20 protein-coding genes and 1 pseudogene are annotated in these 19,374 nt (G+C 69.1%); 11 read left to right on the top strand and 10 right to left on the bottom strand.

Features of this window, described 5'->3' with window-relative positions; all coding sequences use genetic code 11:
- From CQZ88_RS19200 to CQZ88_RS19185, 4 genes and pseudogenes are all read right to left on the bottom strand, one after another.
- Positions 1-797 (bottom strand): annotated as a pseudogene (locus tag CQZ88_RS19200) (WXG100 family type VII secretion target); the annotation flags it as partial.
- A 327-nt stretch (positions 798-1,124) separates the two neighbouring features.
- The gene (locus CQZ88_RS19195; RefSeq protein ID WP_102800161.1) at positions 1,125-1,451 is read right to left on the bottom strand and encodes a hypothetical protein; all 327 of its coding nucleotides are present in this window, start codon (positions 1,449-1,451) and stop codon (positions 1,125-1,127) included.
- Positions 1,452-1,465: 14 nt separating this feature from the next.
- Positions 1,466-2,149: a DUF3558 domain-containing protein gene (locus tag CQZ88_RS19190; protein ID WP_102800160.1), complete on the bottom strand. Its 684-nt coding sequence runs from the start codon at positions 2,147-2,149 to the stop codon at positions 1,466-1,468.
- 32 nt (positions 2,150-2,181) lie between these two features.
- Positions 2,182-2,784, bottom strand: coding sequence for a TetR/AcrR family transcriptional regulator (locus CQZ88_RS19185; RefSeq protein WP_029546461.1), 603 nt, complete (start codon positions 2,782-2,784; stop codon positions 2,182-2,184).
- Positions 2,785-2,894: 110 nt separating this feature from the next.
- Here CQZ88_RS19185 and CQZ88_RS19180 point away from each other — a divergent pair, with 110 nt between their 5' ends.
- The 4 genes from CQZ88_RS19180 (at position 2,895) to fabG (ending at position 7,002) form a co-directional block, all read left to right on the top strand.
- A complete protein-coding gene (locus CQZ88_RS19180; protein WP_006940667.1) occupies positions 2,895-4,040 on the top strand; it encodes an acyl-CoA dehydrogenase family protein in 1,146 nt (381 codons plus the stop codon).
- A gap of 36 nt (positions 4,041-4,076) precedes the next feature.
- Entirely contained in the window at positions 4,077-5,294 is a 1,218-nt protein-coding gene (locus CQZ88_RS19175) for an acetyl-CoA C-acetyltransferase (protein WP_050036029.1), read from the top strand.
- A gap of 152 nt (positions 5,295-5,446) precedes the next feature.
- A complete protein-coding gene (locus CQZ88_RS19170; RefSeq protein ID WP_006940669.1) occupies positions 5,447-6,208 on the top strand; it encodes an SDR family NAD(P)-dependent oxidoreductase in 762 nt (253 codons plus the stop codon).
- A gap of 32 nt (positions 6,209-6,240) precedes the next feature.
- Positions 6,241-7,002: a 3-oxoacyl-ACP reductase FabG gene (fabG, locus tag CQZ88_RS19165; RefSeq protein WP_006940670.1), complete on the top strand. Its 762-nt coding sequence runs from the start codon at positions 6,241-6,243 to the stop codon at positions 7,000-7,002.
- An 81-nt stretch (positions 7,003-7,083) separates the two neighbouring features.
- Here fabG and CQZ88_RS19160 read toward each other — a convergent pair whose 3' ends face one another.
- The 3 genes from CQZ88_RS19160 to CQZ88_RS19150 form a co-directional block, all read right to left on the bottom strand.
- Positions 7,084-8,493 (bottom strand): amino acid permease, encoded by a 1,410-nt coding sequence (locus CQZ88_RS19160; protein ID WP_006940674.1) that lies wholly within the window; start codon positions 8,491-8,493, stop codon positions 7,084-7,086.
- Positions 8,486-9,751, bottom strand: a complete 1,266-nt coding sequence (locus CQZ88_RS19155) for a Glu/Leu/Phe/Val dehydrogenase dimerization domain-containing protein (protein ID WP_006940679.1) — start codon at positions 9,749-9,751, stop codon at positions 8,486-8,488. Before CQZ88_RS19155 ends, CQZ88_RS19160 begins: the two co-directional genes overlap by 8 nt.
- Before the next feature lie 210 nt (positions 9,752-9,961).
- Positions 9,962-10,471, bottom strand: coding sequence for an Lrp/AsnC family transcriptional regulator (locus tag CQZ88_RS19150; protein WP_006940680.1), 510 nt, complete (start codon positions 10,469-10,471; stop codon positions 9,962-9,964).
- A gap of 185 nt (positions 10,472-10,656) precedes the next feature.
- On the opposite strand from CQZ88_RS19150, the gene hppD reads away from it, so the two are divergent.
- Entirely contained in the window at positions 10,657-11,862 is a 1,206-nt protein-coding gene (hppD, locus tag CQZ88_RS19145; RefSeq protein ID WP_006940681.1) for a 4-hydroxyphenylpyruvate dioxygenase, read from the top strand.
- A 16-nt stretch (positions 11,863-11,878) separates the two neighbouring features.
- Here hppD and CQZ88_RS19140 read toward each other — a convergent pair whose 3' ends face one another.
- Together CQZ88_RS19140 and CQZ88_RS19135 are read right to left on the bottom strand one after the other, a co-directional pair.
- A complete protein-coding gene (locus tag CQZ88_RS19140; RefSeq protein WP_006940686.1) occupies positions 11,879-12,322 on the bottom strand; it encodes an SRPBCC family protein in 444 nt (147 codons plus the stop codon).
- A gap of 160 nt (positions 12,323-12,482) precedes the next feature.
- The gene (locus CQZ88_RS19135) at positions 12,483-13,175 is read right to left on the bottom strand and encodes a TetR/AcrR family transcriptional regulator (protein WP_232334140.1); all 693 of its coding nucleotides are present in this window, start codon (positions 13,173-13,175) and stop codon (positions 12,483-12,485) included.
- A gap of 94 nt (positions 13,176-13,269) precedes the next feature.
- Between CQZ88_RS19135 and CQZ88_RS19130 the strand changes: the two genes are divergently transcribed.
- Complete coding sequence (locus CQZ88_RS19130; RefSeq protein WP_044476185.1) at positions 13,270-14,229, top strand: daunorubicin resistance protein DrrA family ABC transporter ATP-binding protein; 960 nt, start codon at positions 13,270-13,272, stop codon at positions 14,227-14,229.
- Positions 14,226-15,038, top strand: coding sequence for an ABC transporter permease (locus CQZ88_RS19125; protein ID WP_006940693.1), 813 nt, complete (start codon positions 14,226-14,228; stop codon positions 15,036-15,038). Before CQZ88_RS19130 ends, CQZ88_RS19125 begins: the two co-directional genes overlap by 4 nt.
- A 28-nt stretch (positions 15,039-15,066) precedes the next feature.
- Here CQZ88_RS19125 and CQZ88_RS19120 read toward each other — a convergent pair whose 3' ends face one another.
- Positions 15,067-15,510, bottom strand: a complete 444-nt coding sequence (locus CQZ88_RS19120; protein ID WP_006940694.1) for an SRPBCC family protein — start codon at positions 15,508-15,510, stop codon at positions 15,067-15,069.
- A gap of 143 nt (positions 15,511-15,653) precedes the next feature.
- Here CQZ88_RS19120 and CQZ88_RS19115 point away from each other — a divergent pair, with 143 nt between their 5' ends.
- From CQZ88_RS19115 to CQZ88_RS31395, 4 genes are all read left to right on the top strand, one after another.
- A complete protein-coding gene (locus CQZ88_RS19115) occupies positions 15,654-16,781 on the top strand; it encodes an NDMA-dependent alcohol dehydrogenase (RefSeq protein ID WP_029546453.1) in 1,128 nt (375 codons plus the stop codon).
- Positions 16,782-16,894: 113 nt separating this feature from the next.
- Positions 16,895-17,515 carry a TetR/AcrR family transcriptional regulator gene (locus tag CQZ88_RS19110; protein ID WP_006939960.1) on the top strand — a complete coding sequence of 207 codons (621 nt, stop codon included), beginning with the start codon at positions 16,895-16,897 and terminating at the stop codon, positions 17,513-17,515.
- Between the two features lie 113 nt (positions 17,516-17,628).
- Positions 17,629-18,846, top strand: coding sequence for an acyl-CoA dehydrogenase family protein (locus CQZ88_RS19105; protein ID WP_043798040.1), 1,218 nt, complete (start codon positions 17,629-17,631; stop codon positions 18,844-18,846).
- On the top strand, positions 18,843-19,374 hold a 532-nt coding region (locus tag CQZ88_RS31395), incomplete at its 3' end, for a phosphotransferase family protein (protein ID WP_258008680.1). The genes CQZ88_RS19105 and CQZ88_RS31395, both read left to right, overlap by 4 nt.

Genomic DNA, 19,374 nt, shown 5'->3' with positions numbered 1-19,374 from the left:
CCGTCTGTCGCGGAGGTGCCGCGGGACGGAGCGTCCGTGACCTGCCCGTCGTCGGCGCCGGCCACCGAGGCCGAGGGCCCGGTGCCGGCCGCCGAGGCCGAGGGGCCGATGCCGCCGCCCCGGCCCTCCGCGCTGCCCGAGGGGTGCCGCGACAGATCTGCCCCGACCGGACCGGATCCTGCCGTCGCCTCGTGCGGCGACGGCAGGACCGGAACCGCCGTGCCGGATTCACGGTAGTGCGGGACGTAGAGCAATTCCATGACGCGTACCGCCTCGGCGTGCGCCGCCTCCGCCGCCCGCGCGAACTCGGTCGTGTCCTGGGGCACCACCACGCCCAACGGCATCGGAATCTGCGCCGGCGGTGGTGGCACGTGGTTCCGCACAGCCGAAGCGACCTCCGATGCCGCAGCGAGTTTGGTCGACACCGCAAGCAGCGCGGTCACGAGTTGTTCGGTCGACCTCGCGAAGGAGCGGGTCGCCGCCACGGCGCGGCGCGCCGCGTCACCATCCCACCCCTCGGCAATCTTGTTGCAGATCATCTGGGTTCCGAAGATGAAACCGACGCTCATGTCGGTCGCGATCTTGCGCCAGCTCTCCGCCAGGCTTCGCATCGCGCCCGGGTCCATTCTCTGGACGTCTCGATAGATGGCGTCGTGCTCCATACTGTGGAAGTTCTCGAATGCGGTGGCGTAGTCGGGATCGAAGCTGCCTTCGAGCCGTGCCACCAGTCTGGTGTGCCAGTCCGCCAGCGCGCCGACCCGCTCCGGTACCCGATGCTCGAGCAGCGGTTCGAGCATCGCTGCGACGGGATTCTCGTTCTCCGGCACCCTATTCGGTGCTTTCGCTCACGGTCGCGACGTGCTGCGCCGTGCGTCTTCCGGTGCCGTGCGAAACATCAAGTGACGTGTCCATGGAGTCCCCCCGATTCCGTGGTAGTGCGCAGCATCGTAGCGGACCGTGCGGTCTCGTGGCGAGTCGTGCCGAGGAACGAACGGCATCAGCCATCCGCGACTTTTCCAGTCATGCGCTCCCCCAATTGTGTTCGCGGACGACTGGCGCCCGCGCGGATACAGCACGACTCGTGGAATTCTCCGGGTTTCGGAGTGATGCGCAGTGGCGGCGGTTCACGCGGAGTCGGTGGTGCCGAGTTGCCGGGCCCAGTCGTAGTCGGCGTCGAGGAAGCCCTGTCCACCGGCGGCGAACGTATCGCGCATGCGGGAGAGCACCTCGTGGAACTGGGTGAGACGCTCGTAGGCGGACTCGGGGGTGCCTCTGGCCTTGGTGAGGAAACCTTGCCGAAGCTGTTCCGCGGACTCGAATCCACCGAAGCTTCCGACTTTGGCCAGGTCTTCCGAATTGTCGATCGCATCGGAGAGTGTCGCGAGCATGGTGTCGCAGATGGCGACGATCTCGTCGATGGTATGTGGGTCGAGTCGCAGCGCTTCGCTCACCTCGGGCCTTTCGATCAGTCGTCGATGACGGCGGCCATGCGCGAGGCTGTGTCCTCGAGCCCGGCGCACCATTCGTTGTTCGGGACTCCATTGCCGTGGTCGGGGTGATAGATGCGCGAGATGATGAGAACCCCGTACGACGTCTCCACAGTGACGGCACACGACTGACGCAAGCTCGGGTCGACCTCGAGGAGGGCGCGTCGTCCGTTGATCTCGATGGGAGTGGCGTACTCGGCGACCTTCTCCTGCACCTCGGCGAAGGTGATGTTGCCGGAATTGAGATTGAGTCCGTAGCGACGGAGAACGCCGGGGATGCGCAGCGTGCCGTGATAGCTGCACCCGAGGAAGGTGAAGTGCGTCGCGGCGAAGTCGCTGATCTCCTCCGACCTCGGGTCGTAGCCCGCCTCGACGAGCACTCGGTCGGGGATGTCGAGGCAGGGGTCGAACGTGACTGGGGGGCGGTCGGATTCGTCGACGATGCGGGGTGTGCGTGTCGTCGTGGTGGTGGCGGGTGGTTCCGTGGGTGCCGCGGGCGTGACGGCGGTGCACGCGCTGACCGCCGCCGCGACGAGGGCGACGATCCATCCGCGAGTGCGCAGGTGTCGTCGTCGCTCTCGTTCGCTCGCTTCCCGGTCGCACGCGACGTCGATTGCGGGCGCGGACGACCGACAGCCGCGCGAACATTGCCCCCCACCCATGGACCCCCCGATCCGTCGTGTGGGGACAGATGCTAGCGGACGGCGCCCACGAGCCGGAGGGCGAGATCGGAGTAGAGGTGCGCGAGGGCGTGGGGCTCGTGGTAGCGGCCGGAGGGGTACCAGCGGCAGATGTCGACGCACAGCGACATCAGGGCAAGGGTGACGCCCTCGGTGTCGGGGACGGTGAACTCACCCGAGGCGACGCCGGCGTCGACGATGGTGCGGACGACCTGGGTGGTGCGCCGCCGCAGGCCGGTGATGACGCGGTAGTGCTCGGGCGTCAGGGCGGTGAGCTCGTACTGGACGACGCGGGCGCGGCGATGGTGCTCGGCCTGCCACTCGGCGAACCGGCCGATGACGTTGGCCAGCCGAGTGGTGGCGTCCTCGCCGGGGAGGTCGGCGTCGCGCACGACCTCGAGGGCCAGGTCGTGGCCCTCGTAGCTGATCGCGTAGAGCAGCTCTTCCTTGGACTTGTAGTGGGGATACATCGCGGCCGGGCTCATGTCGAGGCGGGCGGCGATCAGCCTGGTGGTGGTGCCGCCGTAGCCGTTCTCGGCGAACACCTCGACGGCCGCCTCGCGTAGGCGGGCCGCGGCCTTCGATCCGCTGATCACCGCGTCCCTCGATGTGCTCACGTCCTGCTCCCGTTCCTGCTACGGCCCTGGTTGACAAGATAGCGGCCGCGGTTCACTATAAGCGCACGCTTAGAAAATAAGCAGATGCTTACAGATTTGAGGAGCGGTTGATGCAACGCACCCTGTACGGCCCCGATCACGAGGCGTTCCGCGAGTCGGCGCGCGAGTTCGTGAACCGGTTCGTCATGCCCCGTGCGGAGGAGCTCATCGAACGTCACGAGATTCCCCGTGACATCTGGATCGAGGCCGGTAAGGCCGGCTTCCTGGGACTCGAGATCCCGGAGCGCTTCGGTGGCATGGAGGCGAACGACTACCGCTTCAACGCCATCCTCGGCGAGGAGTTCGCCCGCGCGAACATGGCGCTGTCGTCGTCGATGGGCATCCACTCGGACATCACCGTTCCCTACATCGTCCACCTGGGCAACGAGGAGCAGCGTGAGCGCTGGCTGCCGCGCTGCGCCACCGGTGAGCTCATCTGCGCCATCGGTATGACCGAGCCTTCCGGCGGTTCCGACCTCGCCAACCTGAAGACCACCGCCGTGCGCGACGGTGACGACTGGATCCTCAACGGCGCCAAGACCTTCATCACCAACGGTTACAACTGCGACCTCGTCGTCGTCGCGGCCCGCACCGACCCGTCGAAGGGCGCGAAGGGCATCTCCCTGTTCGCCGTCGAGCGCGGCATGGAGGGCTTCGAGAACGGTCGCAAGCTCGACAAGGTCGGCCAGCCCGAGGCCGACACCGCGGAGCTGTTCTTCAAGGACGTCCGCGTCCCGCACGCCAACCTCATCGGCGAGGAGGGCATGGGCTTCATCTCGATGATGAAGATGCTGCCGCAGGAGCGGCTCGGCTCCGCGGTCAACAACGTGCACCACGCCAAGCACATTCTGCTCGAGACCATCGAGTACGCGAAGGAGCGCAAGGCGTTCGGCCAGGCCATCGGCGCCATGCAGTACAACAAGTTCCTGCTCGCCGAGCTGATCACCAAGATCGAGGTGGCCGAGGCCTACGTCGACCAGGCCGTCGAGGCCCACGCCGACGGCAAGCTCACCGCCGTGGACGCGGCCAAGGCCAAGTGGTGGACCGCGCAGACGCAGTCCGAGGTCCTGGACGCGTGCGTGCAGATCCACGGTGGCTACGGCTTCATGAACGAGTACCGTGTGGCTCGTGCATGGAAGGACGCCCGCGTCACCAAGATCTGGGCCGGCACCAACGAGATCATGAAGGAACTCATCGGCCGCGATCTGGGCCTGTAGAGACTCGAAGCGTCAACACAAAACAAGGAGCACGTGATGCCCGAAGCTGTGATTGTGTCCGCCGCCCGTTCTCCCATCGGGCGGGCGATGAAGGGGTCGCTCAAGACGGTGCGTCCGGACGACCTGGCCACCCAGATGGTCGCGGCCGCCCTGGCGAAGGTGCCGGAGCTGGACCCGGCCCAGATCGACGACCTGATGCTCGGCTGCGGCCAGCCCGCCGGCCAGTCCGGGTTCAACATCGCCCGCGTCGTCGCCGTGCAGCTGGGTTACGACTTCCTGCCCGGCGTGACCGTCAACCGCTACTGCTCGTCGTCGCTGCAGACCACCCGCATGGCGCTGCACGCGATCAAGGCCGGCGAGGGGGACGTGTTCGTCTCCGCCGGTGTCGAGTCCGTCTCCAGCTTCGTCACCGGCAACGCCGACGGCCTGCCGAACACCAAGAACCCGCTCTTCGCCGACGCCGAGGCCCGCACCGCCACGCTCGCCGAGGGCGGCACCGCGTGGACCGACCCGCGCAGCGAGGCCCTGCTGCCCGACGTCTACATCGCGATGGGCCAGACCGCGGAGAACGTCGCCTCGCTCACCGGCATCTCCCGCGAGGACCAGGACCGGTGGGGTGTGCGGTCGCAGAACCGGGCCGAGGAAGCCATCAAGTCGGGCTTCTTCGAGCGCGAGATCAGCCCCGTCACCCTGCCCGACGGCACCGTCGTGACCACCGACGACGGGCCGCGGCCCGGCACCACCTACGAGGCCGTGAGCCAGCTCAAGCCGGTCTTCCGCCCCGACGGCACCATCACCGCCGGCAACGCCTGCCCGCTCAACGACGGCGCCGCGGCACTGGTGATCATGTCCGACACCAAGGCCAAGGAGCTCGGGCTGACCCCGCTGGCGCGGATCGTCTCGACCGGCGTGTCCGGCCTGTCGCCGGAGATCATGGGTCTGGGCCCGATCGAGGCCGTGAAGAAGGCGCTCGCCCACGCCGGCAAGACCATCTCCGACATCGACCTGTTCGAGATCAACGAGGCGTTCGCCGTGCAGGTGCTCGGCTCCGCCCGCGAGCTCGGCATCGACGAGGACAAGCTGAACGTCTCCGGTGGCGCGATCGCCCTCGGTCACCCGTTCGGCATGACCGGCGCGCGGATCACCGCCACCCTGCTCAACAACCTGCAGACCCACGACAAGCAGTTCGGCGTGGAGACCATGTGCGTCGGCGGCGGTCAGGGCATGGCGATGGTGCTCGAGCGCCTGAGCTGATCGTCCCCTCGGACCGGGAAGTCGGATGAGGCGCGGTCGCGGGCCCGAAAGGGCTTGTGGCCGCGCCTTTTTCGAATATCAAGTCTTGAACTCGAGCGCGAATTCAACTATACAATTCGCATAGGTATCGACTATCGGAGGAGACTACACACATGTCCGTGCTCGACAAGTTCCGCCTCGACGACCGCGTCGCGATCGTCACCGGCGCCTCCTCGGGCCTCGGCGTCGCCTTCGCCCAGGCTCTCGCGGAGGCCGGGGCCGACGTCGTGCTCGCGGCCCGTCGCGCCGACCGGCTCGAGCGGACCGCCGAACTCGTCCGTGCCGCCGGCCGCCGCGCGCTGAGCGTCGAGACCGACATCGCCGAGCCCGAGCAGGCGCAACGGATGGTCGATGCCGCGATCGAACACTTCGGCAAGGTCGACATCCTCATCAACAACGCCGGCATCGGCACTGCCGTCCCGGCCACCAAGGAGACCCCGGAACAGTTCCGGCGCGTCATCGACATCAACCTGAACGGCTCCTATTGGGCCGCGCAGGCCGCCGGGCGCGTCATGCAGCCCGGCAGCTCCATCGTCAACATCTCCTCCGTCCTGGGCCTCACCACCGCGGGACTGCCGCAGGCCGCCTACGCCGCCAGCAAGGCCGGCGTGATCGGCCTGACCCGGGACCTGGCCCAGCAGTGGGGGGCACGCAAGGGCATCCGCGTCAATGCCATCGCGCCGGGATTCTTCGAGACCGAGATGACCGACGAGTACCAGCCCGGCTACCTCGACAGCATGAAGCCGCGAATCGTCCTGGGCCGCACCGGTGATCCCGCAGAGATCGCCGCCACCGCCGTGTGGCTCACCTCGGAGGCCGCCGGCTACGTCACCGGCCAGACGATTGCGGTCGACGGCGGCCTGACCATCAACTGAAGTTTCCAACCACAACAGCACGGAGGTAAGCAGTGAGCGAAACAGTCACCCGCACCGCCATCGTCACCGGAGCCGCGCGCGGCATCGGCGCCGCAGTCGCCAAGCGGCTGGCGCAGGACGGATTCCAGGTCGCGGTCCTGGACCTCGACGAGTCCGCATGCGGCGACACCGTCTCGGCCATCGAGGCGGTCGGCGGCAAGGCCCTCGCGGTGGGCGCGAACGTCGCCGACGAGCAGTCCGTCGCCGCGGCTGTGGAGAAGGTCGCGAACGAGCTGGGCGATCCCACGGTGCTGATCAACAACGCCGGCATCACCCGCGACAACCTGCTGTTCAAGATGACCGTCGACGACTGGGACGCCGTGATGAGCGTGCACCTGCGGGGCGCGTTCCTCATGTCCCGGGCGACGCAGAAGTACATGGTGGAGGCCAAGTTCGGCCGCATCGTCAACCTGTCGAGCACCTCCGCGCTGGGCAACCGCGGTCAGGTCAACTACTCCGCCGCCAAGGCCGGCATGCAGGGCTTCACCAAGACCCTCGCGATCGAGCTCGGCAAGTACGGCGTCACCGCCAACGCGATCGCCCCCGGCTTCATCGAGACCGAGATGACCGCTGCGACGGCCGAGCGGGTGGGCATGTCGTTCGAGGACTTCAAGGCCGCCGCGGCCTCGCAGATCCCCGTCGCCCGCACCGGAAAGCCCGACGACATCGCGCACACCGCCTCGTTCCTCGCGAGCGAGGGTGCGGGATTCGTGTCGGGTCAGGTCATCTACGTCGCCGGTGGTCCGAAGGACTGACGGCGGGGACCGATCCACGACGACGCCGTGCGTCCCTCCCCCCTGCGGGAGGACGCACGGCGTCGTCGTCTGTGCGGTCGGCTACGGCTGCCGGACCGTCTGCCGGCGGTGCAGAAGCCAGCACGCTCCCGCGATCGTGGCGGTGAGTGCGCCCGTCGCGATGAGCTGGGTGCGGGCGGCCGTGTCGAACAGCGCGAGCACGGCGATGCCGGCGAGCAGGCCGAGGGTCGCGTACGACAGGTACGGGAAGCCCCACATCTTCAGCGGCAGGGCGTCTTCGGTGCCGTCGCGACGGGCCCGCCGGCGCAGCACGAGGTGCGAGACCGCCACGAACGTCCACAGTACGAGGATGGTCGAGCCCACGGCGTTGAGCAGCAGCGGCAACACCTTGTCGGGACGCACGTAGTTGAGTGCGACGGTGACGAATCCGAACGCGACCGAGGCGAGGACCGCGTTGCGGGGCACCCCGTTGGCGGCCACCCGGCCGAACGCGGGGTAGGCCGAACCGCGTTGCGAGAGGGAGTAGATCATCCGTGAGGCGCTGAAGAGCATCGCGTTGAGCGAGGACAGCAGCGCCACCACCACGATCACGGTCATCACGGCGGCCGCCCCCGGCACGGCGCCGGCGTTCAGCACCGCGACGAACGGGCCCGTGACGAGATCCTCGGACGTCCACGGCAGCACCGTCACCATGATCAGCACCGAGCCGATGTAGAAGACCAGGATGCGCCAGATCAGCGTGCGCACCGCGCGGCCGACGTTGCGGCGCGGATCGGAGGTCTCGGCGGCCGCGATGGCGATGATCTCGGTGCCGCCGAACGCGAACACCACGATGAGCAGGCCCGCGGCGATACCGGCGATACCGGTCGGCGCGAAGCCGCCGTGCGCGGTGAGGTTCGCGAACCCGGTGCTGTCGAAGGCGGGCACCCATCCCGCGATCATCGCGACGCCGATCGCGAGGAAGGCGACGATGGCGACGATCTTCAGTGCCGCGAACCAGAATTCGACCTCGCCGAACCGGCGTACGCCGACGAGGTTCACGCCGGTGAGCACCACCATGAAGAACAGTGCCGCGGCCCACTGCGGGATCCCGGGAATCGAGGCGGCGGTGATGGCGGCGGCGCCGGTCGCCTCCGCCGCGATCACGATGACCACCTGGATCCAGTACAGCCAGCCGATGGTGCGGCCGGCGACGGAGCCGAGGGCGTTCTCCGCGTGCACGGAGAAGGCGCCGCTGGCGGGGTTCGCGGCCGCCATCTCGCCCATCATCCGCATGATGAGGACGACGAGAGCCGCGGCGGCGAGGAACGAGACGAGGATGGCCGGGCCCGCGACGGCGATGCCGGCGCCGGAGCCGACGAACAGTCCCGCGCCGATCGCGCCGCCGAGACTCATCATCACCAGCTGTCGCGGCCGCATCGCCTGGTGCAGCATCGCCCGCGGCGCCGGCTCGGTGGTGGTGGCCGGCGTGGTGGCCAAGGTGTCAGTCATCGATGCGCTCCCCGGCCGGCACCAGCTGGTCGAGGGCGATCTCGAACGCGGTGGCCGCGACGCCCGTATGGTCGGCGCAGCGGTCGTGGCAGCGCTGCAGCGCACCCGCGACGGTGTCCGAGACGTCGCCGAAGATCGCCGCGTCCGAGACCTCCACGTCACCCTCCATGAGCTGGGCGAAGGCGCGGGCCATGCCGCTGTTGGCGATGAAGTCGGGGATCACGGAGACGGACTTGTCCGCGTGCTCGTAGGTGGGGCCGTAGAAGATCTCGTCGTCGGCGAAGGGCACGTTCGCTCCGCTGGCGATCACCTCGAGGCCGGCCGCGACCATACGATCGACCTGTTCGCGGGTGACCAGGCGGGAGGCCGCGCAGGGGAGGAAGATCTCGGCGCCGAGGTCCCAGATCGCGTCGTGCACCTCGGTGAAGGGACGCATCCGGTCGCTGCGGAGCGCGTTGCCGTCCTTGTTCAGCAGCAGCGTGCGCACCTCGTCGAAGTCGAGACCGGCCGTGTCGAGGATGCCGCCGTCGCGGTCGATGATGCCGACCACGCGAGCCCCGGCCTGGGCCAGGTAGTAGGCCGCGGCCGCGCCGACGTTGCCCCAGCCCTGGACGATCACCCGCTTGCCCCCGAGTCCGTGATTGCCGGCGGGGTCGCCGTAGATGCGGTAGTGGTGGCGCACCGACTCGGCGACGCCCCAGCCCGTGATCAGATCGGCCACCGTGTACTTCGCATCCGGTGCCGGGGTGAACCGGGTGTCCTCGACGACCTTCGCGACACCGAGCCGCAGCTGCCCGACCCGCTGGACGCGTTCGCGGTCGTCCGCCGCGAAGTGCCCGTTGACGACGCCCTCCTGCGGATGCCACAGCCCGTTGCTCTCGGTGAGCGGCACGACCTCGGTCATCTCGTCGACGTTCAGGTCGCCGCCGGTGCCGTAGTAGGCGCGCAGCAGCGGCGCGACCGCCCGGAACCAGCGCCGCAGCACGCCGTCCTTGCGGGGATCGGAGGGGTCGAAGTCGATGCCGGACTTGGCGCCGCCGATGGCCGGACCGGAGACGGTGAACTTGACCTCCATCGTCTTCGCCAGCGACTCGACCTCGCGGCGGTCGAGGCCGCGGCGCATCCGCGTGCCGCCACCGGCCGCGCCGCCGCGCAGGGAGTTGATGACGACCCAGCCGCGGGCGGTGGTCTCGGTGTCGTGCCACTCGAAGACGATCTCGGGGGCCTTGTCCTCGAAACGGGTCAGCAGGTTCTTCATGTCTTCTCTCGGGAGTCGGGACGGTGCGATGCCCGGGGAGCGGGCGAATGAAGAAGACTGTGACCGTGGTTACAGAGGGGGCGCAAGTGCGGCCTGCACTACTGGTCAGGCTGAAGAGCTGTAGCGCAGCCGCCCGTCGTTTTTCTGTGCAGTGTGCAGAGCTGTTTCGACGTTTTCGGCGGGCGGGGGCGAGCGCGCCGACCTTCAGCTCTACCGACGGTAGGCGGGCGCTTTGGCGGTTTTGCCCGGCTGCAGCGTGCGGAGCAGCGGCATGGCCCGGTACCGCACCACCTCCGACAGCACCATGACGCTGGTCGACCGGGCGACGATCGACGACCGGTTCAGTTCGATCAGCGTCTGCTGCAGACCGAGGTGGGAGTCCGCGGCGATCCGGCACAGAATGTCGCCGGCGCCGGTCGTCGCGAACGCCTCGAGCACCCCCGGAATCGCTTCGAGGACATCGGTGATCGCTTCGAGCGCGCCCTGGACGATCTCCATCGTCACGAAGGCCTGGACCTCGAATCCGGCGGCCGCCAGGTCCAGCCGCGGTTCGTAGCCGGCGATGATCCCGGACTCCTCGAGCCGGCGCAGCCGTGCCGAGACCGTCGCGCGCGCCACCCGCAACCTCCGGGACAGCTCCAGGGCGCCGATCTTCGGATCCGTGTGCAGCGTGTCCAGGAGCGCGAAATCCAACTCGTCCAGCTGCACGGCGTCACGCATGGCCGTTCCTTCCGAAGAGGCGGCGGAAACTGTGCCGATTGTATAGCGGCTCGCCCGGCATCCCGCCTTTTCCAGTCAGGTCGATCAGCTGGGAGAGGCGAGATTGCACCGTCGCCGCGACGGGGTTTTTCCTGGTGACACACGACACACCGATGGCGCCGCGTCCGGCGGCAGGAGGAATTGCCATGACTCTCGAGTTCACCCTCACCGACAGCGAGAAGCTCGCCCAGCTGAACCCCGAGGAACTGCGGCAGCTCGTCGGCCTCGTCGAGTACGACGCCGAGCGGGACCCGTTCCCCGTCAGCGGCTGGGATGCGGTGGTGTGGGTGGTGGGCAACGCCACCCAGGCCGCGCACTACTACCAGTCCGCGTTCGGGATGGAACTGATCGCCTACTCCGGTCCCACCACCGGCAACCGCGACCACCACGCCTACGTCCTGCGCAGCGGGGCGGTGCGGTTCGTGGTCAAGGGTGCGGTCGATCCGGACAGCCCTCTCGTCGAGCATCATCGCCGGCACGGCGACGGCGTCGTGGACATCGCGCTGCAGGTGCCCGACGTCGACAAGTGCATCGCGCACGCCCGGGCCCAGGGCGCGACGGTCCTCGAGGAGCCGTACGAGATCAGCGACGAGTACGGCACGGTGCGGCTCGCCGCGATCGCCACCTACGGCGAGACGCGCCACACGCTCGTCGACCGGTCCCGCTACACGGGCCCGTATCTGCCCGGCTACGTGGAGAAGTCGTCGACCTACCGCAAGCGCGACGGCGCGCCCAAGCGGATCTTCCAGGCCCTCGACCACGTGGTCGGCAACGTCGAGCTCGGCCACATGGACGAGTGGGTCGGCTTCTACAACCGCGTCATGGGCTTCACCAACATGGCCGAGTTCATCGGTGACGACATCGCCACCGACTATTCGGCCCTGATGAGCAAGGTGGTCTGCAACGGCAACCACCGCGTCAAGTTCCCGCTCAACGAGCCGGCCGTCGCGAAGAAGCGCTCGCAGATCGACGAGTACCTCGATTTCTACCGTGGTCCCGGCGCGCAGCACCTGGCGCTGGCCACCAACGACATCCTCACCGCCGTCGACCGGCTCCGCGAGGAGGGCGTGGAGTTCCTCGCCACGCCCGACGCCTACTACGAGGACCCCGAGCTGCGCGCGCGGATCGGGAACGTGCGGGTGCCGATCGAGGAACTGCAGAAGCGTGGCATCCTCGTGGACCGGGACGAGGACGGTTACCTCCTGCAGATCTTCACCAAGCCGATCACCGATCGCCCGACGGTGTTCTTCGAGCTGATCGAGCGGCACGGTTCGCTCGGCTTCGGCAAGGGCAACTTCAAGGCCCTGTTCGAGGCGATCGAGCGCGAGCAGGCGGCGCGCGGCAACTTCTGACCGGACGCGCGGCGGGTCAGGAGATCCGGCTGACCTGCTCCCGCAGCGCGTGCTCGGTCCGGCGGACGATCGTGCCCACCAGCGGCTCGATGAGCAGCCCCGCCGCGCGACCGGCCGCGCCGCCGGGCAGCCGGTAGCCGAAGTCGACGGCGAGGCGCATGCGACCGTCGCCCAGATCGTCGAACTGCCACGACGACAGGGTGCGGAAGCCGGAGATCGAGCTCAGCACGATCCGGTGGTTGTCTTCCCACTCGACGATCTCGAGCCGGGAGTCGAAGGTGGCCGGCCCGATCCGCATGCTCGCGTCGAAGCGCGCGCCCACGCCGCGGACCCGATCACCCACGGGCTCGAAGCGGGTGACTCCGAACATCCACTCCGGGACCGTGCGGTGATCGGCGACGTAGGCGAAGGCGGCCTGGCGGTCCACGTGCGCCACGCCGTCGTGGCACACGTGGATCATGCGGCGATCGTCAGTCATCCGGCGGCACCTCCGCCGGTGAACCTAGCGGACTTGCTCGCGTCTCCGGGATCCGCCCGCGCACCTGTGTGGGCGGATTCCGGAAGGGCGCGTGAATTCCCTTGTTCTCCAAGAATTTGTCGCCCGAAGCGAGCGGGCTCGCTCACGGGTGCGGCGCGATGCCGAACAGCAGTGCCTCGATCCCGGCCCGGAACGCGGCATCGTTGTCGACGGGTGTGGCGCCGGCGTTCCCGCCCGCGGAAGCGAGCAGGCCGGCCAGGTGGGGGTAGTCGCCGTGGGCCAGCATGGCGGTGATGTGCTCGGCGCCGCCACCGGCGGTGGGGGCGGACAACCCCGCCGCCTCCTGCGCGGCGAAGGTGGTGACCCAGCCTGAGAGCAGGGCGATTCCCATCATGGTCGCGGTGGCGTCGAGGCCGGTCGGTGCGAGGGCGCCGACCATGTGGTCGAGGTATCGCATCGAGTGCGGACCCAGTGTCGTCGTGCCCGCGACGCTCAACCACGGATGCCGACGGTGCAGCTGCCGGGCCTGTTCCGCGAGGTCGAGGACGTCGGTCCGCACGTCCCCGGTCAGGGGCGGGTACCGGTACTCCGCGGCGACGCGGTCGACCATGAGAGCGACGAGATCGTCCTTGCCTGCGACGTAGCGGTAGAGCGAGGCGGCCGCCGTCCCGAGTTCCTGCGCGACGCGCCGCATCGAAACGGCACGCAGCCCGTCTGCGTCGGCGAGGCCGACGCACGCCTCGGCGAGCTGTTCGAGCGTATGGGCAGGGCGCGGCCCGGGCCTGGGGTCGTCGGCACGCAACCACAGCGAGGTCGGGGGTTCGGCATGCGGCATGGGTGCCAGCATGCACTACCCGGACAGTTGCGAACGACGTTCGCAGACGCGTACGGTGTAATTGCGAACGATGTTCCCAATCGTGGAGGTCGGAATGACGGTTCTGGAAACCGAGGCGCTCACCAGGCGGTACGGCAGCCATCTCGTGCTCGACGGGCTGAACCTGGAGGTGCCCGCCGGTCGGGTGCACGCGCTGCTCGGCCCCAACGGGTCCGGCAAGACCACGACCGTGCGGATGCTGGCGACCCTGCTGCGACCGACCTCCGGCAGCGCCAGGATCCTCGGTCACGACACCGTCCGCGAGGCTGCTCACGTCAAGCGCAACATCGGCTTCGTCGGCCAGTACCACGCGGTCGACCCCCGCCTCACCGGCACCCAGAACCTGACGATGGTTGCCCGCCTGAACGGGTATAGCGCCCGGGGCGCCCGCCGGCACGCAGACGACCTGCTCGAGCGCTTCGACCTGACCGACGCCGCGGCCCGGCAGGTGCACACGTACTCCGGCGGCATGCGAAGGCGGCTCGACATCGTCGCGGGCATGGTCGTCCGTCCCGCGGTGCTCTTCCTCGACGAGCCCACCACCGGCCTCGATCCCCGCAGCCGCAACGAGATCTACCGGTATGTACGGTCTTTCGTGGAGGAAGGCACCACCGTCGTGCTCACGACCCAGTACCTCGACGAGGCCGAGCGGCTGGCGGACACGGTCACCATCCTCGACGCCGGTCGGGTCGTCGCCACCGGGACGCCGGACGCGATAGCCCGCACCGTGGGCAGCGGCCTCGACGTCGTCGTGCTCGATCCGCACCGGCGGGGCGACGTCGCCGCGATCGTCGAGCGATTCGGCGGAAGACCCGTCGACTCGCCGGCCCGGGACGAGAATGCGCCGCTGCGGCTGACGTTCGGATTCGACGGCGAGCCGGCCGCCCTGCTGCCGATCCTGCGCGCCCTCGACGCGGAGGGCATCGCGGTGCAGGACATCGGCCGCCGGCGCGCCACCTTGGACGACGCTTTCCTCGCACTTACCGGTCGCCCGACCGAAGGGATTCCCGCATGACTGCCCCCACCGCCACCCGCACCGTCTCGCCGGCGGCGGGTGCCTGGATTCTGTTCCTGCGGGTGGCCGCGACGTACCGGAACGCGCCCGGCCTGCTCGCGGTGACCCTCGCGGCACCGCTGGGAATGATGCTGCTGTTCGGCTTCGTATTCGGCGGCGCGCTCGCCGGCGGATCCGACGCTGCCGCCTACCGGTCGTACCTGACGCCCGGAGTCCTCGTCCTCGTCGCGGCCATGGGGCTCGTCGTCACCGCGTCGACCGTGAACGCCGACCTCCGCAGCGGCCTGACGGACCGGCTGCGGGCTCTGCCCGTCCCGCCGGTCGCGGTGCCGGCGGGCCTCGCACTCGCGGAGACGGTGACCGGCGCCTCGGCGTTGGCGACGATGGCCGCCGTGGGATTTCTCGCGGGATGGCGGGTCGAGGCCACCCCCGCCGACGTGGCGCTCGCTGTGCTGCTGCTGCTCGCGTTCCGGTTCGCGCTCGCGTGGCTCGGGATCGTGCTCGGCGCCTCGATCCGCGACGAGCAGATGCTGCAGCAGGTGGCGCCACTGATCTTCGGGGCGGTCATGTTCTCCAACGTCTTCGTCCCCACCGAGACGATGCCGGCCGTGGTCGCGACGATCGCCGAATGGAACCCCGTCAGCGCCGTGGTCGCGGCCCTGCGGCAGTTGTTCGGATCCGGGACGACGGTCGCCGCCGACGCGGCCTGGCCCATGCAGCATCCGGTCGTCGCGGCCTTCGCCTGGACGGCGGTGATCCTTGCCGTGTCCGTGCCGATCGCCGTGCGAGGGTACGCATCCTCCCGCTGATCGGATCCTTGCGCAGGTGGCGCGTCGCTCAGGCGACGCGGCCGAGGTTCGAGCGCAGCGCCTGCTCGGTCTGGCGGATCGCGGTGCCCACCACCGGTTCGATGAGCTTGCCGAGCGCCCGTCCGGCCAGGCCGCCGGGAAGTTGGTATCCGAAGTCGACGTCGAGGCGGATCCGCCCGTCGCCGAGGTCGGCGAGTTCCCACGACGAGGCGGTGCGGAACCCCGCGATGGAGTCGAGAACGATCCTGCGGTCGAGTTCCCAGTCGACGATCGCGAGGCGGGAGTCGAGGCCCCTCGGTCCGATCTGCATGGTCGCGTCGAAGACCGCGCCGAGGCCGTTGACCTGCGGTCCCACCGGCACGAAGCGGTTGACGCCGTACATCCATTCGGGGACCGTGCGGTGATCGTCGAGGTAGGCGAACGCCACCTCGAGGGGAACCTCCGCAACGGCGGTGTGGCGGATGTGGATCATCGTGTACCTCCATGAGGACATTTCCGTTACCCACGGTATCAGGTAACTCGCGTCCCGGGGAGATCCTCAAAGTCGTCCATGCGGACGCTCGTCCTGCTCTACTCATGGTGACACAGTTCACAGTGGATCCGGTGGGAGGGTTCGTGAAGACCAAGGCTGCGGTGATCAAAGGGCTCAATCAGCCATGGGAGATCGAGGAGATCGACCTCGGAGACCCGGTCGCCGGTGAAGTGCAGGTGCGTCTGGCCGCGTCCGGACTGTGCCACTCCGACGAACATCTACGCTCCGGCGCGACGCCGATGGCGTCCTTCCCCGTCCTCGGCGGGCACGAGGGCGCCGGCGTGGTCACCAAGGTCGGGCCGGGGGTGGCCAACATCCGGGAGGGCGACCACGTCGTGCTCGCCTTCATCCCCGCGTGCGGGCGATGCCGCGCGTGCGCGAAGGGCCTGCAGAACATCTGCGACGAGGGGGCGAACCTCCTCACCGGGCAGGCCATCGCCGACAAGACGCACCGGGTGACCCTCAATGGTGATCCGGTCATCCAGATGTGCCTGCTCGGCACGTTCGCGCCCTACGTCACCGTGCACGAGGCCTCGGTCATCAAGATCGAGGACGACATCCCGCTCGACAAGGCCGCCCTGCTCGGCTGTGGCGTTGCCACGGGCTGGGGCTCCGCGACGGCGATCGGCGGCACCAAGGTGGGCGACTCCGTCGTCGTGATCGGCATCGGCGGCGTGGGCATCAACGCGGTGCAGGGGGCCGCGCACGCGGGTGCCCGGCACGTCGTCGCCATCGACCCGGTGGAGTTCAAGCGGGATCAGGCCAAGAAGTTCGGGGCGACCCACACGTTCGCCTCGATCGAGGAGGCGCTGCCGGTGATCGGCGAGATCACCTGGGGTGCGATGGCCGACGTCACGATCATCACCGTCGGTGAGATCCACGGGGACATCATCGCCCCGTCGATGGCGCTGACCGGCAAGGGCGGCCAGGTGGTCGTGGTGGGCATGGGCAGCGCCGCCGACACCCAGGTGACGCTGAGCCTGTTCGAGCTGACCCTGCTGCAGAAGCGCCTGCAGGGCGCGATCTTCGGTGGTGTCGGCCCGCGCTCGCAGATCCCGAAGCTGCTCGACCTCTACCGCAGTGGACAGCTCGAGCTCGACAAGCTGGTCACCAAGACATACCGGCTCGAGGACATCAACGACGGCTATGCCGACATGCACGAGGGCCGAAACCTGCGCGGCATGGTGCTCTACGGCGACGACGACTACTGACGGGAGCCGGCACCGGCACCGCGATCCGGTGACGGGCCGGCCGGCGGTGACGTTCGGCCGGCCCGCCGGCGGTGACGTTCGGCCGGCCCCTCGGGGTCGCCTACGGTGAAGCCATGGAAACGCGTGAGGAAGCCGTCGAATCGGGATCGTGGCGGCAGTACGGGCCGTCGACCCTGCCCAAGCCGCTCGAGGCCGCACTCGAGGCGTTTGCCGAGCGCGGTTACGACGGCACCTCGATCCGGGAGATCGCCGCCCGGGCCGGGCTGTCGGTGCCGGGCCTGTACCACCACTACCCGTCGAAGCAGGCGCTGCTGGTCTCGCTGACGACGGCGGTGATGGGCGATCTGCTCGACCGCAGCCGGCGGGCTCTGGCGGAGGCCGGCCCCACGGCCTCCGAGCGGTTCGACGCGGTCGTCGAGTCCCTTTTGCGGTTCCACATGTTCCGGCGCAATCAGGCTTTCGTCGCCTCCACCGAGATGCGCAGCATGGAACCGGACAGCCGGAAGGCCTACATCGCGTTGCGCGACGAGCAGCAGCGGATGCTCGACGAGATCGTCCGGGACGGGGTGACGAGCGGGGAGTTCGGTACCGAGTTCCCGGAGGACGCGAGCCGGGCGGTGACCACCATGTGCGTCGCCGTCGCCGGGTGGTACCGACCGGACGGGCCGCTTGCTCCCGACGAGGTCGTCCACCGCTACCTCGCCATCGCGCGCTGCGCCGTGGGCGCACGGTAGGGACTGCGCCGTGGGCGCCCGGTAGATCGTCCGGGTTGACCGCGCGGGGTGGGGTGTGTCACGGTTGTCGTAACCGAGCGATCGATCGGTCGGGGTGAGGAGGAGGAATCGCGATGGCTGTCGATCTGTCGTACCCGGAACACGTCCAGGCACTGGTGGCGAGGACCGAGGAGTTCGTCCGGGAGCACGTGCTGCCCGTCGAGGACGCCCACAACGGTGACATCACCGCCGCCGGGGGCGACGACCTGCGGGTGAAGCTGCAGCAGGCGGCCAAGGACGCCGGCGTCTTCGCGCCGCACGCGCCCGTCGAGTACGGCGGCCACGGACTCGGCATGGTCGACCGCGCCCCGGTGTTCGAGGCGGCGGGCTACTCGCTGTTCGGGCCCATCGCACTCAACATCGCCGCCCCCGACGAGGGCAACGTGCACATGCTCGCGCACATCGCCAGCCCGGAACAGAAGGAGCAGTTCCTCGCGCCGCTCGCCCACGGCGACGTGCGGTCCGGATTCGCGATGACCGAACCGGCACCCGGCGCCGGGTCCGATCCCAACGCGCTCACCACCCGCGCCGAGAAGGTCCCCGGTGGCTGGAAGATCAACGGCCGCAAGTACTTCATCACCGGGGCCGACGGTGCCGGATTCTTCATCATCATGGCCCGCACCTCCGGCGAACCCGGACAGCGCGGCGGCGCCACGATGTTCCTCGCCCCCGCCGACACCCCGGGCCTGACCGTCGGCCGGCACATCGACACCATCGACCGCGCCATGATCGGCGGTCACTGCGAGGTGTTCTTCGAGGACCTGTTCGTGCCGGATTCCGCCGTCCTCGGTGAGGTCGACCAGGGCTTCGCCTACGCGCAGGTACGGCTCGGGCCCGCCCGCATGACGCACGTGATGCGCTGGCTCGGCGCGGCGCGCCGCGGCCACGACATCGCCGTCGCCCGCGTCGCCGAGCGGGAAGGCTTCGGCGGCAAGCTCGGCGACCTCGGCATGATCCAGAAGATGGTCGCCGACAACGAGATCGACATCGCCGCCACCCGTGCCCTGCTGACGCAGGCGTGCTGGGAACTCGACCAGGGCTCGCACGCGTCCAACTCCACGTCCATCGCCAAGACCTTCGCGGCCGAGGCGGTGTTCCGCATCGTCGACCGGTCGATGCAGATGTGCGGCGGCCTCGGCGTCTCCGCCGACCTGCCCGTCGCGCGGCTCGCCCGCGAGGTCCGCCCGTTCCGCATCTACGACGGGCCTTCCGAGGTGCACCGCTGGGCCATCGCCAAGCGCGCCGTCGGCGCCGCGAAGAAGGCCGCCGCCGCGAAGGAGAGCCGGGCATGAAGACCGCACAGCACGAGGGACTCGACCTGAGTGCCCTGCACCGCTACCTGGAGGACTCGGGCATCGCCCTCGACGGCGAACTGCGCGCCGAACTCATCTCCGGCGGCAAGTCGAATCTGACGTACGCGATCTTCGACGACACGTCGCGGTGGGTGCTGCGCCGGCCGCCGACGGCAGGGCTCACCCCGTCCGCACACGACGTCGCCCGCGAGTTCCGCATCACGTCGGCGCTGCAGGGTTGCGGCGTGCCCGTCGCGCAGACCGTCGTCCTGTGCGAGGACGACTCCGTGATGGGCGCTCCGTTCACCGTCGTCGAGCACGTCACCGGGCGGGTGATCCGCACGACCGAGGACCTCGCCACCCTGAGCGACGACGAGATCGAATCGTGCACCGGCGAGCTCGTCCGCGTGCTCGCCGCCCTGCACTCGGTGGACTACGAGGCCGTCGGCCTCGGAAACCTCGGCCGCCCCGACGGGTACGTCACCCGGCAGGTGAAGTTGTGGGCCGGCCAGTGGGACCGGGTCAAGA

The sequence above is a fragment of the Rhodococcus sp. ENV425 genome (assembly GCF_002887785.1).
Classification (GTDB): domain Bacteria; phylum Actinomycetota; class Actinomycetes; order Mycobacteriales; family Mycobacteriaceae; genus Rhodococcus; species Rhodococcus aetherivorans.
This window is presented reverse-complemented; position numbering and strand designations above follow the sequence as displayed.

Excerpts from the sequence above, each read along its gene's own strand:
- CQZ88_RS19120 (WP_006940694.1), bottom strand. The coding sequence starts at position 15,510 with ATGATCCACATCCGCCACACCGCCGTTGCGGAGGTTCCCCTCGAGGTG.
- CQZ88_RS19175 (WP_050036029.1), top strand. The coding sequence starts at position 4,077 with ATGCCCGAAGCTGTGATTGTGTCCGCCGCCCGTTCTCCCATCGGGCGG.
- CQZ88_RS19140 (WP_006940686.1), bottom strand. The coding sequence starts at position 12,322 with ATGATCCACGTGTGCCACGACGGCGTGGCGCACGTGGACCGCCAGGCC.
- CQZ88_RS19155 (WP_006940679.1), bottom strand. The coding sequence starts at position 9,751 with ATGAAGAACCTGCTGACCCGTTTCGAGGACAAGGCCCCCGAGATCGTC.
- CQZ88_RS19105 (WP_043798040.1), top strand. The coding sequence starts at position 17,629 with ATGGCTGTCGATCTGTCGTACCCGGAACACGTCCAGGCACTGGTGGCG.
- hppD (WP_006940681.1), top strand. The coding sequence starts at position 10,657 with ATGACTCTCGAGTTCACCCTCACCGACAGCGAGAAGCTCGCCCAGCTG.
- CQZ88_RS19150 (WP_006940680.1), bottom strand. The coding sequence starts at position 10,471 with ATGCGTGACGCCGTGCAGCTGGACGAGTTGGATTTCGCGCTCCTGGAC.
- CQZ88_RS19130 (WP_044476185.1), top strand. The coding sequence starts at position 13,270 with ATGACGGTTCTGGAAACCGAGGCGCTCACCAGGCGGTACGGCAGCCAT.
- CQZ88_RS19190 (WP_102800160.1), bottom strand. The coding sequence starts at position 2,149 with ATGGGTGGGGGGCAATGTTCGCGCGGCTGTCGGTCGTCCGCGCCCGCA.
- CQZ88_RS19125 (WP_006940693.1), top strand. The coding sequence starts at position 14,226 with ATGACTGCCCCCACCGCCACCCGCACCGTCTCGCCGGCGGCGGGTGCC.
- CQZ88_RS19170 (WP_006940669.1), top strand. The coding sequence starts at position 5,447 with ATGTCCGTGCTCGACAAGTTCCGCCTCGACGACCGCGTCGCGATCGTC.
- CQZ88_RS19180 (WP_006940667.1), top strand. The coding sequence starts at position 2,895 with ATGCAACGCACCCTGTACGGCCCCGATCACGAGGCGTTCCGCGAGTCG.
- CQZ88_RS19160 (WP_006940674.1), bottom strand. The coding sequence starts at position 8,493 with ATGACTGACACCTTGGCCACCACGCCGGCCACCACCACCGAGCCGGCG.
- CQZ88_RS19110 (WP_006939960.1), top strand. The coding sequence starts at position 16,895 with ATGGAAACGCGTGAGGAAGCCGTCGAATCGGGATCGTGGCGGCAGTAC.
- CQZ88_RS19135 (WP_232334140.1), bottom strand. The coding sequence starts at position 13,175 with ATGCCGCATGCCGAACCCCCGACCTCGCTGTGGTTGCGTGCCGACGAC.